Source organism: Paracoccus sigandri (assembly GCF_003709565.1).
GTDB classification, from domain to species: domain Bacteria; phylum Pseudomonadota; class Alphaproteobacteria; order Rhodobacterales; family Rhodobacteraceae; genus Paracoccus; species Paracoccus siganidrum.
Genome location: NZ_QNRC01000054.1, coordinates 1 through 13,909 on the forward strand (window position 1 = coordinate 1; position 13,909 = coordinate 13,909).

At 64.4% G+C, this 13,909-nt stretch carries 18 protein-coding genes and 2 pseudogenes; 8 read left to right on the plus strand and 12 right to left on the minus strand.

Annotation, left to right across the window (positions count from 1 at the left end; all coding sequences use genetic code 11):
- Positions 1-92: 92 nt before the first annotated feature.
- The 4 genes from C9E82_RS22535 to C9E82_RS22550 form a co-directional block, all read right to left on the minus strand.
- Entirely contained in the window at positions 93-263 is a 171-nt protein-coding gene (locus C9E82_RS22535; protein ID WP_119900563.1) for a type II 3-dehydroquinate dehydratase, read from the minus strand.
- A gap of 81 nt (positions 264-344) precedes the next feature.
- Complete coding sequence (locus C9E82_RS22540; protein ID WP_119900564.1) at positions 345-1,475, minus strand: MFS transporter; 1,131 nt, start codon at positions 1,473-1,475, stop codon at positions 345-347.
- Positions 1,476-2,270, minus strand: a complete 795-nt coding sequence (locus C9E82_RS22545) for a sugar phosphate isomerase/epimerase family protein (protein ID WP_170162162.1) — start codon at positions 2,268-2,270, stop codon at positions 1,476-1,478.
- 14 nt (positions 2,271-2,284) lie between these two features.
- On the minus strand, positions 2,285-3,271 hold the full coding sequence (locus C9E82_RS22550; protein ID WP_119900566.1) for a Bug family tripartite tricarboxylate transporter substrate binding protein: 987 nt from the start codon (positions 3,269-3,271) through the stop codon (positions 2,285-2,287).
- A gap of 189 nt (positions 3,272-3,460) precedes the next feature.
- On the opposite strand from C9E82_RS22550, the gene C9E82_RS22555 reads away from it, so the two are divergent.
- Genes C9E82_RS22555 through C9E82_RS22565 form a run of 3 tightly spaced genes read left to right on the plus strand, consistent with a single transcriptional unit; the run spans position 3,461 to position 5,944 of the window.
- Positions 3,461-3,925 carry a type II 3-dehydroquinate dehydratase gene (locus tag C9E82_RS22555; RefSeq protein ID WP_119900567.1) on the plus strand — a complete coding sequence of 155 codons (465 nt, stop codon included), beginning with the start codon at positions 3,461-3,463 and terminating at the stop codon, positions 3,923-3,925.
- A 12-nt stretch (positions 3,926-3,937) separates the two neighbouring features.
- Entirely contained in the window at positions 3,938-4,975 is a 1,038-nt protein-coding gene (locus C9E82_RS22560; protein WP_170162163.1) for a Gfo/Idh/MocA family protein, read from the plus strand.
- A 27-nt stretch (positions 4,976-5,002) separates the two neighbouring features.
- The gene (locus tag C9E82_RS22565; protein ID WP_119900569.1) at positions 5,003-5,944 is read left to right on the plus strand and encodes a LysR family transcriptional regulator; all 942 of its coding nucleotides are present in this window, start codon (positions 5,003-5,005) and stop codon (positions 5,942-5,944) included.
- 87 nt (positions 5,945-6,031) lie between these two features.
- On the opposite strand, the gene C9E82_RS22570 is transcribed toward C9E82_RS22565, so the two are convergent.
- A protein-coding gene (locus C9E82_RS22570) for an IS5 family transposase (RefSeq protein ID WP_119900570.1) occupies positions 6,032-6,789 on the minus strand; the annotation gives its coding sequence in 2 pieces (ribosomal slippage) (positions 6,032-6,465 and positions 6,465-6,789; 759 coding nt in all).
- A gap of 59 nt (positions 6,790-6,848) precedes the next feature.
- Here C9E82_RS22570 and C9E82_RS22575 point away from each other — a divergent pair.
- Both C9E82_RS22575 and C9E82_RS22580 read left to right on the plus strand, forming a co-directional pair.
- Positions 6,849-7,082: pseudogene (locus tag C9E82_RS22575) on the plus strand (IS21 family transposase); the annotation flags it as partial.
- Positions 7,012-7,510: pseudogene (locus C9E82_RS22580) on the plus strand (ATP-binding protein). The pseudogenes C9E82_RS22575 and C9E82_RS22580, both read left to right, overlap by 71 nt.
- Positions 7,511-7,744: 234 nt before the next feature.
- Here the strand turns inward: C9E82_RS22580 and C9E82_RS22585 are convergent.
- From C9E82_RS22585 to C9E82_RS22595, 3 genes are all read right to left on the minus strand, one after another.
- Complete coding sequence (locus C9E82_RS22585) at positions 7,745-8,161, minus strand: hypothetical protein (protein ID WP_119900571.1); 417 nt, start codon at positions 8,159-8,161, stop codon at positions 7,745-7,747.
- Positions 8,162-8,394: 233 nt separating this feature from the next.
- Positions 8,395-8,853, minus strand: a complete 459-nt coding sequence (locus tag C9E82_RS22590; RefSeq protein ID WP_119900572.1) for an AAC(3)-I family aminoglycoside N-acetyltransferase — start codon at positions 8,851-8,853, stop codon at positions 8,395-8,397.
- A gap of 13 nt (positions 8,854-8,866) precedes the next feature.
- Positions 8,867-9,181 (minus strand): hypothetical protein, encoded by a 315-nt coding sequence (locus C9E82_RS22595; RefSeq protein ID WP_119900573.1) that lies wholly within the window; start codon positions 9,179-9,181, stop codon positions 8,867-8,869.
- Between the two features lie 263 nt (positions 9,182-9,444).
- On the opposite strand from C9E82_RS22595, the gene catB reads away from it, so the two are divergent.
- From catB to C9E82_RS22610, 3 genes are all read left to right on the plus strand, one after another.
- Positions 9,445-10,080 (plus strand): type B chloramphenicol O-acetyltransferase, encoded by a 636-nt coding sequence (gene catB / locus C9E82_RS22600; protein WP_119900574.1) that lies wholly within the window; start codon positions 9,445-9,447, stop codon positions 10,078-10,080.
- 126 nt (positions 10,081-10,206) lie between these two features.
- The gene (locus C9E82_RS22605; protein ID WP_119900575.1) at positions 10,207-10,884 is read left to right on the plus strand and encodes a UPF0149 family protein; all 678 of its coding nucleotides are present in this window, start codon (positions 10,207-10,209) and stop codon (positions 10,882-10,884) included.
- A gap of 97 nt (positions 10,885-10,981) precedes the next feature.
- On the plus strand, positions 10,982-11,794 hold the full coding sequence (locus C9E82_RS22610) for an aminoglycoside phosphotransferase family protein (RefSeq protein ID WP_119900576.1): 813 nt from the start codon (positions 10,982-10,984) through the stop codon (positions 11,792-11,794).
- A gap of 30 nt (positions 11,795-11,824) precedes the next feature.
- Here C9E82_RS22610 and C9E82_RS22615 read toward each other — a convergent pair whose 3' ends face one another.
- From C9E82_RS22615 to C9E82_RS25355, 4 genes are all read right to left on the minus strand, one after another.
- Positions 11,825-12,556 (minus strand): class I SAM-dependent methyltransferase, encoded by a 732-nt coding sequence (locus C9E82_RS22615; protein ID WP_119900577.1) that lies wholly within the window; start codon positions 12,554-12,556, stop codon positions 11,825-11,827.
- Positions 12,557-12,635: 79 nt separating this feature from the next.
- Positions 12,636-12,884, minus strand: a complete 249-nt coding sequence (locus C9E82_RS24270; protein WP_119900578.1) for a hypothetical protein — start codon at positions 12,882-12,884, stop codon at positions 12,636-12,638.
- Positions 12,885-13,121: 237 nt separating this feature from the next.
- Positions 13,122-13,331, minus strand: coding sequence for a hypothetical protein (locus tag C9E82_RS22620; RefSeq protein ID WP_119900579.1), 210 nt, complete (start codon positions 13,329-13,331; stop codon positions 13,122-13,124).
- A gap of 227 nt (positions 13,332-13,558) precedes the next feature.
- Positions 13,559-13,690, minus strand: a complete 132-nt coding sequence (locus C9E82_RS25355; protein ID WP_276312135.1) for a hypothetical protein — start codon at positions 13,688-13,690, stop codon at positions 13,559-13,561.
- Between the last annotated feature and the right edge of the window lie 219 nt (positions 13,691-13,909).

Below are 13,909 nucleotides of genomic sequence, written 5' to 3' on the forward strand. Positions count from 1 at the left end.
ACTTGGCCGGCAATTTTGTATTGGAGGATTTGGGCTTCATCTTCGTTCCTTCGTCACTACGACGAAGCCCAAATCCTCCTTAAATCACAACCTCAAATCTGTGCCATGGGCGCTGACGGGGGACACAGCGTGACGCCAAGGGCATCGGCACGGACGCGCATGACGCGCTCGATATCGGCAAGGCGCGCGCCGCCATAGAGGCCGGGATTGCGGATCCCCAGCATATTCAGATTGGTCCCGTTCAGGACAAGAACGATGGCCATGTTTCCTCCCCGGTTTCCGGCAACCTAATGGCGGGCCGCACGGCGGTCCAAAACTGGTTGCAGATGACAGGCCAAAGCGGATCAGCGCGCGCGGACGAACCCGGCAAGCCCTGTGGCCGCCAGCGCCAGCCCCAGCAGCGCGAACACCGCGCCCGCCTGTGCGGCAGCAATCGCCCCCGCTGCCAGCGGGATCGAGAACTGACCGACACGGTTGATTGCTAGACGCAGGCCAAGGCTGGTCGCCCGCGCCCTGCAGGGCGCCATGCGCATCGTCAGCGACACCGACGAGGTGATCGCAAAGCCAAGGCAAAGCCCCGAGACGATCAGCATCGCGCCGATCCCACCCGCGCCGAAGGGCAGCGCCAGCGCGGCCGTCGCCAGCCCCGTGCCCAGCACCGAACACCACAGCAGCCACGACGGCCCGGCCAGCCGCGCGGCCCACGCGTAAACGCCGCGCGATGCCACCTGCGCCAGCGCGAACAACATCAACACAAGTCCGATGGTCGCAGGCGGGATGCCTCGACCCTCGCCCACCACGGGCAGATAGATCATAGTCAGATCCTGCACAGCTACGCAAAGACTGCCCCCCGCGATGACCCAAGGCAGCCCCCTGACCGACAGGATATGCGCCAAGGGCACATGCAGGGCGGGCGGCGCTGCCTTGGCGGCCCCGCGCATCACCGCCATGCTGGCGGCAAGCCCGACGGCCGACAGTCCAATGACAGCCAGCGCAAGGCCCATTTGCAGGCTTTCCCCCCACAGGGCCACAAGGCTCAGCAGCAGCGGCGCGGCCACCTGCCCCACCGCCTGCCACAGCATCAGGCGCGCGATCATGCGTTCACGATGCGGCACGTCGCGGATCGCCCCGATTTCGGCTTGCATCGCCGTAATCTGAAAAGTCTGACCCAGCCCCAACAGCACTGATGAGGTCAGAAGCACCAGCCATTGCCCCGGCAGGGCCAGCAGCGCGCAGGCAACCACCATCAGCGCGGCGCCCAGCACGACCGAGCGACCGGCCCCGCGCCGGTCATTCGCCCGCCCCATACCGACCGCCAGAAACGCAGGAAGCAGCGCAAAGGCCGATGACAGCAGCAGCACTTCGGATGCGGACAGACCCGCCTGCGTGCCACGATAGCTGGTGGCGATCCGCGCCAGCGGCACGATCACCTGCGTCAGAAAGGCGGTAAGTAGCAGGGGCAGGCCGCTTACCACCTATTGCGCCACCCATTCAGGGGACAGGAAACCCAGTGTGGCGCGACCCGCAGCCATCAGCCGGTCCTCAACGCTCCAACCCTGCTGGTCGCGATGCGGTGCTTCCAGTGAAATTGAGCAGTCATCGGGCAGCAGCGCCAGCATCTCGCGCAGAGGCAGGCCACCCTCGCCGGGATAAAGCCGCCCCTCGCGGCTTTCGGCCAGCTTTTCCTCCAGCGTGGCGGGCGGCGTCGCCAAAGCGTCGCAGATATGGAAATGGCCGATGATGCGCCTGTCCGGGATCGCCGCCAGATCGGCAACATCTGCCCCGCTGCGACTGAGATGCACGGCGTCGATCAGCAGCCGGGCGTTGGGATGATCTACGACAGCATGAACCTCAAGTGCCTGCGCCAGCGTCTTCATCCCGCGATAAGGCATGAACTCCATCGCCAGCGCGATACCATGATCAGCCGCGCGCTCGGCAAGCCAACGATAACGGTCGGCCAAACGCGACAGATCGTCGTCGATCCCGGCTGACACGATCACCCCTGCCCCCAAGAGCCGCGCCGTGTCCAAAGCGCGCAGATAGGACTCCGGGTGAAAATCGGGGCCGATCCCAAAGGATTCACCCTCAAAGATGCGGATCCCGGCATCGTCAGCCCGCTTTCGCAAAGCGCGTGTCCGGGCAGGGTCGCCCGTGACCGGATACTGATCGGGCGCGTGGCGCGGTGGAAAAATGCGCAGGCCCACCCCTTCGAAGCCCGCGCGGGCAGCGGCCTCGACCATACGCTCGGGCTCGGCGTCGAGCGCCGTCATGTGCGAAACGCAGATCATATCTTCATGCCGCTTTCGGTGACGATGCTGCCATAAAGGTCGTGATCGGCACGCAACTTGGCGACGAAATCTTCGGACGTCGATCCGACCGGCATCAGCCCCATGCCCGCCATCCGCTCGGTCAGTTCGGGCGTCTGGAAGCATTCGGCGATGGCCTGCTGAATCCGCTGGGCGATCTCGGGCGGCGTGTCCTTGGGCGCCGAGGCGCCGATCCAGAACGACATCCGGTCCACATCCTGCAGATCAAACTCGGCCGAGGCGGGCACGTCAGGCAATTGCGCCGACCGTTCCGGGGCGCAATCCAGAAGTGCCTTGATCTGCCCGTTGGCGATATAGCTTTGCGCCTGCCCGACCGAAATGAAGGCGGCCTGCGCCTGATTGGCAAGAAGATCGGTAATCGCCGGACCGCCGCCCTTGTATTGCACGGTGTTAAGCTCGATCCCCGCCCGCATCGACAGAAGCTCGCCCAACAGGTGGTTTACCGACCCCACGCCGACGCAGGCATGAACCAGCTTGCCCGGCTCGGCTTTGGCCAATGCGACGAATTCTTCCCAACTGTTAGCGGGCAATTCCTTGCTGGCGATCAGAACATAGCTCGATTGGGTCGCCAGCGTGATATGCGAGAGATCTTCGATGGGATCAAAGGCCAGATCAGGCGTCGAAAATTCAGCCCCCGCCATCGCCGAACAGGTGCTGAAAAGAATGGTGTAACCATCGGGCTTTGCGCCGATGACGTTCTGCGTGGCGATATTGCCGCTGGCCCCTGCACGGTTCTCGATCAGAACGCGCGTGCCCAGTTTTTCGGCCAGATAGGGCTCAAGCACGCGGACAAAGCTGTCAAGCCCGCCGCCCGGCGGAAAGCCCAGAACGATAGTGACGGGCCGCTGGGGCCAGTCGGCAGCAAAAACAATCCTTGGCGCGGCCAGCATGGCGAACCCCGCCGCCGCAGTGCCGATCAGGCGCCGTCTGGTGATGGTGGTCATGGCATCCTCCCCTTTTCCCTTTGGCGGGCAGCTTCGCGCAGGGGGAAGGGTACTGCAAATAGCGATTGGCTTGCGCTGCCAGATGAAATCCCTTGGGCGAAACGAAAATCATATGTCAGGCCAAGCCAATCACGTCTGGACCACGTTTCACCGCCCCCTCTATCACCATGCGCAAAGAGGAGAGTTCACATGACCCAGCCCAAGATCCTGTGCCTGAACGGCCCGAACCTGAACATGCTGGGGGTGCGCGAACCCGAGCTTTACGGCCGGACCACCCTTGCCGATATCGAAGCCGCCGTCCGCGCCAAGGCCGGGCCGCTGGGGATGGAGATCGACTTCCGCCAGTCGAATTACGAAGGTGAGCTGGTGACGTGGATCCAGCAGGCGCATGGCGATATCGCCGGGGTCATCATCAATCCCGGCGCCTATACCCACACCTCGATTGCCATTGCGGACGCGCTGCGCATCCTGACGGTTCCGATCATCGAACTGCATTTCAACAACTCGTATCGCTATGCCGACCGGCAATTCCGGCATCTGTCCCATGTGCGCCCGGTGGCCACGGGGGTGATCTTCGGTTTCGGCGCGGCGGGCTATCTGAACGCCATCGAGGCGATGAACAACATCCTGAAACCGCCGTTCGGAAAGGCGTAAGCGATGGTGCGCATGGGCTTTATTGGTGCCGGCATCATGGGTCGGCACCATATCCGCGTGGCGATGGACAATCCCGATGTCGAAATCGTCGGCGTGGCCGAATTCAACCCCGCCACGCGTGAGGCACTGGCCGCGAAGGGCATCGCGACCTTTGCCGATCATCAGGACATGCTGGCTGCGGTGCGTCCTCAGGGTGTGCTGATCTCGACCCCCAACGCCTTTCATGCCTCGGCCGCCATCGACTGCCTGCGCGCGGGCGCAGCGCCGCTGATCGAAAAGCCGGTGGCCGATACGCTGGAGGCGGGGCTGCGCCTGCGCGATGTGGTGCGCGAGACGGGCCTGCCCGCATTGGTCGGCCATCACCGCCGCCACAATCCGATCATCGCCACCGCCGCCCGGCATGTGCGCGACGGGCATCTGGGCCGGGTTCTGGCCGTCAATGGCATGTGGCTGCGCCGCAAGCCCGATGAATATTACGCCGAGACGTGGAAAATGGACCCGGCGCTTGGCGGCGGCGTCCTGCTGATCAACGCAATCCACGATTTCGACAGCCTGCGCGCCATCTGCGGCGAGATCGCATCGGTTCAGGCGCTGACCTCATCAGCGTCACGCGGCTTCGCGGTCGAGGATACGGCGGCAATGCTGCTGCGTTTCGAAAGCGGCGCTCTTGGCACGCTGACGATTTCCGACAATGTCGTCGCGCCGTGGTGCTGGGAAATGACCTCGCAAGAGGATCCGCGCTTCGCCTGGCAGCCTGAAAACGCCTATGTCATCTGCGGCACCGAAGGATCGCTGGGCGTGCCCACGCTGGAGACCTGGACCAACAGCCCGAATGGCGGACGCGACGCCACCTTTGTCCGCCGCAAGCTGTATCATGTAGCCGAGGATTCGATGACCCTGCAAATGGCCCATTTCGTCCGCGTCCTGCGCGGCGAACAGGCGCCGCTGGTGACCGTCGACGATGCGCTTGGCACGCTTGCCGCGACGCTTGCGGTGTCGCTGTCGGCGCAACGCGGCACTGCGGTGGAGATTGCGGAGCTTCTTGCCTGACCTCATAGTGCCGGCGGGGAGGACACCATGAATCTCAGGCAACTGCGCTATTTCGCCCAGACGGTCGAGGCAGGAAACATCACCCGCGCGGCCGAGCAGCTGTATGTTGCGCAGCCCGCATTGGGCCTGCAAATCCGCCAGTTGGAGGAAGAGCTTGGCGTGCCGCTGCTGATCCGGCACTCGCGCGGCGTCACTGCTACCGATGCCGGAAAGCTCCTGTATGACCGCGCCTGCGAGGTGCTCCGGCAAGTCGACAAGATCAAGCAGGAAGTGATCGCGCAGGCGGGAAGCGCCGCCGAAAGCATTACGCTGGGACTGACTCCGGGGCTGGGCAAACTGTTCGGCGCGGGCCTGATGGTGCGGGTCCGCAACGACATGGAGGGGGTCGCCCTGTCCGTGGTCGAAGAGATGTCCTTCGTGCTGATCGACGCGGTCGTGCGTGACGAGGTCCATCTGGCGCTCGCCTATGAAGTGCCCGAACAGCCCGGTCTTGCCCGCGAGCCGCTGTTCGAGGAGGAACTGCTGTTCGTCACCTCGGACATGTCGGACACCGGCCCGATCACGCTGTCCGATGCGCTTGGCCAATCGCTGGTGCTGGCGGGTGAACGCGACCATGTGCATCAGCTTGTCATGCGCGCGGCGGGCGAAATCGGTATCCAGCCGCAAATCCGCTTCGAGGCATCATCGGTCGGCATCATGAAATCGCTAGTGGTCGAGGGATCGGCCGTCAGCGTCATGCCTTATGGCAGCGTGATCGGCGAATTGCAGCGGGGCGAGTTGGTCGGGCGGCGGATCGAAGGCGGACGTCTGGTCCGCACGCTATACCTGATCCATTCGTCACGCCGTGCGCCGCTGATCCACGAGGCCGAGCTGATCGAACTGATCAAGCTGCAAATCCGCAGCGCCCTGCGCAAGGTCGAACCGATGGTCACGCCCCGCGAAGGGCTCAGCACCCGCGACGCCGACTGACGTCAGAGCTTTCCGGCATAGCTCGGCAAAACACACGCTATTGGATCCGCTTTCCCCGCCGCCCCTAGGCTCAGGACTCGTTCTGGATCATAGCCAGAACAAGACGGTTGCGGCGAGCATGATCGCAGAGAAGAAGGTTTCCGGGCACCGGTCGTATCGGGTGGCAACGCGCCGCCAATCCTTGAGCCTGCCGACCATGATCTCGATGCGGTTGCGCCGTTTGTAGCGCCGCTTGTCGTATTTCACCGCCTTCTTGCGGGACTTCCGACTGGGAATACAGGCCTTTATCCCCTTGTCTTTCAAGGCAGCTCTGAACCAATCGGCGTCATAACCTCTGTCGGCCAGCAGCCACCCCGCCTTCGGCAGGCTGCCCAGCAGAGCCGCTGCACCGGTGTAATCGCTGACTTGGCCGGCCGACATGAAGAACCCGATCGGCCGCCCCTTTGCATCGGCGACGGCGTGCAATTTGGTGTTCATGCCACCTTTGGTCCGCCCGATCTGACGTTCACGCCCCCCTTTTTGACCCGCAGGCTCGACGCCGTGCGGTGTGCCTTGAGATAGGTCGCATCGATCATGATCGTCTTGTGTTCGGCGCTCTCGGTGGCCAGGCCCACCATGATCCGGGCGAAGACACCATTGTCGCTCCAACGCTTCCACCGGTTGTAGAGTGTCTTTGCCGGGCCGTATTCCTTCGGCGCGTCACGCCAGCGCAACCCATTGCGATTGATGAAGATTATGCCACTCAGGACGCGACGATCATCGACGCGGGGCTTGCCATGGCTCTTCGGAAGGAAAGGCTTGAGGCGCTCCATCTGGGCGTCGGACAGCCAGTAAAGGTTGCTCATCGTTCAGGTCTCCTTGCAAGGCCTGAATCATGCCAACGGTCTGAAATCAATGGGTCCTGAGCCTAAGCGAAAGGGTCCCCGCAGCCTCGGTCGTCATCAACATCTTGGCCCGGCATCGGGAGCCGTCACCGCCGCTGACCATCGATACGCCGGCCGCGTTGCGACTGACCTGCGAGCCCGTCGCCGATTGCAAACGCTACGACAGTCTCAGGAGACCCAACCATGGAAAGATCACAGCTGCTGGACGCGATGAGCCAGCTGAAGCTCTACGGCATGAAGGCCGCCTACGATGAGATCATCACCACGGCGGTGAAGCGTCAGCACGAACCACAACAGATCGTCGGCGATCTGCTGAACGCCGAGATCAGTGAGAAGCAGGCGCGCTCGATCAAATACCGACCTGGTAAACAAGCTCGATGCCGAAGCCCGTGCCGACCGACAGGGGCGCACGGCAGACCTGCTGTGCCGCCTCGACTTCCTGATCCTTGACGAGCTCGGCTATCTTCCCTTCGCTCAGACCGGTAGCCAGCTGCTGTTCCATCTCATCAGCCGCCTCTACGAGCGCACCTCGATCATCGTGACAACCAATCTCGACTTCGGAGAATGGCCTTCGGTCTTTGGCGACGCGAAAATGACCACTGCGCTGCTCGACCGCCTGACCCATCACTGCGACATCGTCGAAACCGGCAACGAGAGTTGGCGCTTCAAGACCCGTGAATGACCGAGAACCCGCTGGCCCGATACGGCTGCGCTGTGTGAGGGCTACACCGCATCGGGCCAGCTACCCGGGCGCTCCAAGGGGGTCATTTTTGGATGCCGATAGGGGGTCACGATTGGCTGCCGATTGACACCGGTCGAACCCCGGCGCGGCTTCCGGGCAAACACGATCCGTGCCCGGCGCGGATCACCTTGGGTCAATGCGACAAGGCGTGAGAGGCCGGATTGGCTGCCGGTATCAAACCTGCGACGCCAGTTCTCCGAACCCGTTCAGGTTCATCAGCGCCGCGATGCCGGTGACCAGCCCGGCGGTGCCGCAGAGCAGTTTCAGGGCGATGGCGGAGTCGATGGCATCATGGGTGACGCCGTGGACGACGGCATATCCGGCGATCATCGCCGGGATCACGAAGACCGCCCGCGCCAGCAGGCAGAGGATCGGGTTCTTCGCCTTGAACAGCACCAGAAGCACCAGCCCCACCGACAGCAGCGCGGCGGTTCCTGCCGCAAGGACCGAGAGCAAGAACCCGGCCTCGATCGCGTGGATAAAACGGAAGGTCTCGACCGCGACCATCACCGGCAGCGCCCAGGTGGCGAGATACCAGGCGATGACGCAGGCGACGGCGGTGAGCATGACGGCAAGCAGGATCAGGATCATGGAAGCCTCCGGACCAAAGGGATCAGGGATCGTTCACGACAGGCTGCCAGAAATTGATACGTTCCGCCTGCGACCAAGGTTCACTACGACGTTGCTGCAAAAACAGCATTTCCATGACACGGCGATGGGTCAAGCGAGGAGGCGGAAGACCGTACAGATGATGCGGATAGATGCCGGAAATGGCCAATGGCCGGCGACAAGCCGCCAGCCCACGCGCTCATGAGGTCCGTCAACTATCCCGCATCGACCGGAATGTCGAAATGCAGGACGTCCTCGCGCTTTCCGAGCCCGGTATAGAGGGCAATGGCCGGTTCATCCCCGTAGTCGGCCTGAACGTAAACCACCCAGGCGCCCCGATCGACCGCGATCCGTTGCAAGGCACCGATGAGCGCGGTGGCTATGCCCTGGCGCCGGTGGGTCTCGGCGACAGCGAGATCGTAGATGTAGATTTCCGAACGCGCCCGCTCGAATTTCTCAAGCTCGTAGGCGATCAGGCCGCCAACAACGGCGGCGCCGTCCGTGGCCGCCAGCGCGATGAGACGATCCCCTGCCAGGAGACCGCTCAGATAGGCGTCGTCCGGGGGCTCTCCCAGGTAGGTATCGGGATCATCGAAGGCATCCCCGAACAGAGCGTTCATCTGCCGCAAGACAGAAACGTCGGATCCGCTCAGGCACCTGATCGAGACTGACATCGGCAACTCCTCCTCATGTTCCAGAGACATCATCCACGACCGCTTCCGCCCTCGGCCGGGCGCTCTGGTTGTCGCCCATTCCCATATGTTCGGTCTCGATCTCGACCAGGAAGGCGACGACCTCGTCGCGCGGCGCTCCCCGGCGCAGCTGGGACGCCGCCGCGATCAGATAGCTGTCATATTCGTCCGCGAAGGACAGGTTGGCTTCGTCGTCCCATCTGCCCGCCGGGCTTTCCGGGTCCAGCAGCCCGATGGGGTCCCAGAGCGACCAGCCGATATCGCGCAGCTTCGACAGCTTGATCCGGGGTTGCGGTGCGATCTCGGTCATGGGTCTGCCGGGCAAGGGCTGGAGGATGAGTCAGCTTGGCATAGGCCGGGGGATGGTCGCAACCGCCACGGCAGCTTGACCCTCGACCTGCGTTCCATCATCAAGCTCCATGCCAGAGGACGGGAACGCGATGAAAGCAGCGCGACGAATGATCTGAATGACGCCCCGAGCAGGATGCCGGGGCATGGGCGCGGGGCTGGCAGGTCTCGCGCGGCTTCTGCTTGCGCAAGCGGGCATGACAGGATCCATTCAGAGAGCGTCACATGGACAGTTATTTCGAAAGCCCGTTCCGGGGCATCACCCTCGACCGGCAGGTCACCCATCCCAACATCGTGGTCGTCCGCTACAGCTATTATTCCGGCTATTACCACGGCTACGGCTTCGACGATTGCGCCCGATACCTGCTGCCGAACGAGGGCGCGGACCGGCTGATCAACGGCAGTTTCTGTTCGATCGGCTCGGGCGCGGGTTTCATCATGGCGGGCAACCAGGGGCACCGGAACGACTGGATCAGCACCTTCCCCTTCTACTGGATGTCCGAAGTCGCGGCGTTCGAGGGCGCCGCGAACGGCTATCGACCCGCCGGCGACACCGTGGTCGGCAGTGATGTCTGGATCGGCTCGGAGGCGGTCATCATGCCCGGCATCCGGATCGGCGACGGCGCGGTGATCGGCACCCGTGCGCTGGTGACGCGCGACGTGGAACCCTATGCGATCGTCGGCGGCAATCCGGCCAAGGTGATCCGCAAGCGTTTCGACGACCAACTGATCGGGCTGTTGCTGGAGATGCGGTGGTGGGACTGGTCCGACGAGCAGTTGCACGACGCCATGCCCTTGCTGACCAGCGGCGAGGTCGAAGGGCTGCACAGGCATTGGCTGGAAAACATCCGGGCCACATGACAAAGCGCGCCCGCCCCCCTCGGGCGGGCTCATCCATTCCGGAACCGGGCGACGCGTGGCCCATGGCCGCATTGCGATTCGACCTTGGGACGGATAGGCAAACCTTCAGGACGAGGGAGGAGCGCCATGGGCAGATCGGATCGCGATCTCGATCACCTTCACGAACTTCTGTGGGCTCTGCCTCGGGAAAACTACCCGATGAGCCTGAGCGAGCTCGACGGCTATGTGACCGGCATCCTGTCCTGCCCCGATCTCATTCCGCCCTCTGAATGGCTTCCCCATGTCTGGGGCGAAACCGGCGATGCCCGGTTCCCCGACCTGGCAACGGCGGAGGCGACGATCTCGGCGGTGATGGCGCATTACAATGCCGTCGCCGCGGAGATCGCGCGACGCCCATGGCTCGAACCGATCTACGAGGTGGATCCGAACAGCGACGAAACGCTCTGGGAGCCCTGGGTCGATGGTTTCACCCGCGCCATGCGCCTGCGCCCCGAGGCCTGGCAGGCGGTGCTCGAACGGGCCGACGACGAGACACGCTCGGCCCTGATCTTCCTGATGGCCCTGCAGGACATCAACGAAGGGACCAGCACCTTCACCGACGAGGAAATCGACGAGATCGATCTGGATGCCCCGGATCTGATCCCCAATTGCGTCGCTGCGATCCTGCTCGTCTCGCGCCCGGGGGTCGTCCTCGAACCGGGCAGCCTCCCTTACGCCCCCACCCGGGGCAGGCGTACGGGCCGGAACGATCCCTGCCCCTGCGGCTCGGGACGCAAGTACAAGCAATGCTGCGGCAAGAACTGACGGGGTTCCTGGGACAGGAACCGGTTCCCATGTCGTGCATCCGCCTGGCTTCGGAGCCGCGGCGTTGCCAGCATTCCCTTCCCCCTGGAGAATGCCCATGTTCGAGCCCTACTCGCGCCGCTGGGGACTGATCGCTGACGGAGACCCGATCACCACGCCGACCGCCACCCTGTTTCCCGCGCTCTGGCGCGGCGGGCCTGCCATGCTGAAGCTGTCCCAGCAGGAGGACCAGCAGCGCGGCGCCAGGCTGATGGCATGGTGGAACGGAGACGGCGCGGCGCAGGTCTTCGCGCGGGACAAGGGCGCCCTGCTGATGGAACGCGCCACGGGTTCGCGGTCTCTGGCCGATATGGCGCGCGACGGGCGCGACGATGCGGCCTGCCGCATCCTCTGCGCCACCGCCGCGAAGCTTCACGCCGCCCGGCACGGCGCCCTTCCCGATCTGGTCCCTTTGACGCTCTGGTTCCGCGATCTCGAACCGGCAGCCGCGAAACATGGCGGCATCCTTCCGCGCTGCGCGGAAACCGCCCACGCGCTGCTGGCCGAGCCTCGTGATCGCGTCGTGCTGCATGGCGATCTGCACCATGGCAATGTGCTGGATTTCGGGCCGCGCGGCTGGCGTGCCATCGATCCTCATGGGCTGATCGGCGAGCGCGGCTTCGATTTCGCCAATATCTTCACCAACCCGGACCTGAGCGATCCCAGCCAGCCGGTCGCCACCGAGCCAGGCCGTTTCGCCCGCCGCCTGGATGTGGTTGGCAAGGCGGCGGGGCTGAACCGGCGAAGCCTGCTGCAATGGATCCTGGCATGGACCGGCCTGTCGGCGGCGTGGTTTCTGGAGGACGGCGATCCTTTGGCAAAGGTTGATCTGCATGTCGCCGAGCTGGCGGCGGCGGAACTGGATCGGTGACCGGCGGCGCAGGCCCCTTCCCCGCCGCGATCACGCTCGTCGCGCGGCGATCAGCAGCATCATTGGCCGCTCCAGTTCCTCGGCCAGTGCAGGCATGGCGTCGATCTGTTGCGGGGTTGGCGCGAATTCCTCGACCCGGCGCAGTGCGAAGCCTGCGCCGATCAGCGTGTTTAGCGTCGTGGCCAGCGTCCGGTGATGCTTCAGCACGCCCCTGGCGAACCAGTCGGTGCGCCGCTCGCCCTCGATGGAATAGCCATTGACCGGCCAGGTCTTGCGGCCGTCCTCGTCAAGGACCCAATGCGGATGCGCGGCCGCCATGAAGATCGGATGCTCGATGGTGAAGACCAGATCGCCGCCCGGCGCCAACGCCCGATGGATCATGCGCATCAGCCGGTCGAAATCCGCGACATAGTGGAAGGTCAGCGCGCTGTAGACCAGATCGAACGCCGCTTCGGGCAGCTCGAGCCTGTCCAAATCGGCGATGCGGTAGTCGATGGCCGGATCCGAGGTATCCGCCCGCGCACGGGCGATCATGTTCCGCGACAGATCGTATCCCGTGACGGACGCCGCGCCCTGTTCGCGAAACCAGCGCGAGGCCCAGCCGAAACCACAGCCCAGATCGGCCACGCGGCGGCCGGCCACATCCGGCAGCATGGCGCGGATGGCGGACCATTCGGGCGCGCCGTCCAGCCCACGCACCTGCCGGGGCAGTTGGCTGTAACCGGCGAAGAAATCGGGATTGTCGTAGATGTTCTGTGCCATGGTCACCTCTCTGCGTCGCGATGGACGAGCCGTGGTTTCGCGCCCGGTGCAACCGGAAAGCCCCACGCCCAGTAAGCCCTCAATCCGCCGAGGCATAAAGCAGCGCGATGTCGCGGTGGTGCAATGCGCAGACGGTTCCTTCCGATTTGACCACGGCACGCTGCGGTTCCAGAACGATGACGCAGCCGTTCTGGAAACCATACTGCCGGTCGCCATTCGGCAGGCGCTGCTCGCGGGGCACCTCGTCCATCGGCCTGTCGTGGGCGGACATGGCTTCACATCCGGCAAGCACCAGCAGAGCGAGGCAAAGGGGCGACATCATCCTCATGGCGGGGTTCCTGTTCAGGGCATTGCGCCCGACCCAACGCCCCGCAAGCTGGAAGGTTCGTCGCAATGCGCGACATGAGGGATGCGTGTCATGCGCATTCCCTCACTTCACGCCGCGTCCCCGCAACCATGCGCGATAGCGGCGGCTGCGCCAGATGCGGATCCGGTGGAAGGCCACCACACCGGGCGCCCATGCGCGGGGTCTCGGTGCCTTGCCCGCACCATGATGGCGCGCGACTCACGCCGTCACCTCGCCCCCCCCCAACGGATGGGCTTCACCGTTGATGAGGGCGTCGATGCGGTGATGGCCCGGGTAGTGGCGGCGCGTCGTCATGGCGGCGAAAGACAGCGTGGCGGAGAGCATGATCTTCTCGCCCGGCTGCAGGGTCAGGGCGCGCAGCTTGAAGACCTTCGGCCGGGTGCCGCCGTTGGCCTTTACGAAATGCACGGCATAGTCGATCAGCAGGCGCTGCGGCTGTGACGCGGTGTTTCGACCTCGAAGGACAGGCGCAGGGCGTCGCCCATTGCTATACGCTGCGGCGTGATGGCGATGCGGCCGATGCGCGCCGAGGGATTCTCAGCGCCGCCCAGGATGCGGATCGCGTCCCGGTCGCCGGCCTTGACCAGCGAGCGCAGCGCGTGGCGGACGATCCAGGCCCGGCCCTCGGGCGCATCCTACGCCCATCGGCGGCATGTCGCGATGGTCAGGGCGGGATTGTCCTTGGCGATGTCGTTGAGGTTGTTCGCCACTGAACGCCGCACATAGGGCACCGGGTCGTCCTTCAGCAGTTCCAGCAATTCCAGCACCGGGCGCGGATCCTGCTGATAGCCCCGCAGGCGCCGCGCCCAGGGCAGTCGCGGGCGGGTGCCCTCGGACGCCAGGCGGCGCAGGTGCGCGTTTGTCCGTCGTCAGAACATTTGGCTCAGATCGGGGCTTAGATTAGCGGAGAGCGGGCCTCGTCTTGGGGTTGATGTTATGCGGCGAGCTTGCGGTGCTGCAAGCGCCGATGTTCGATGGTCTTTCGT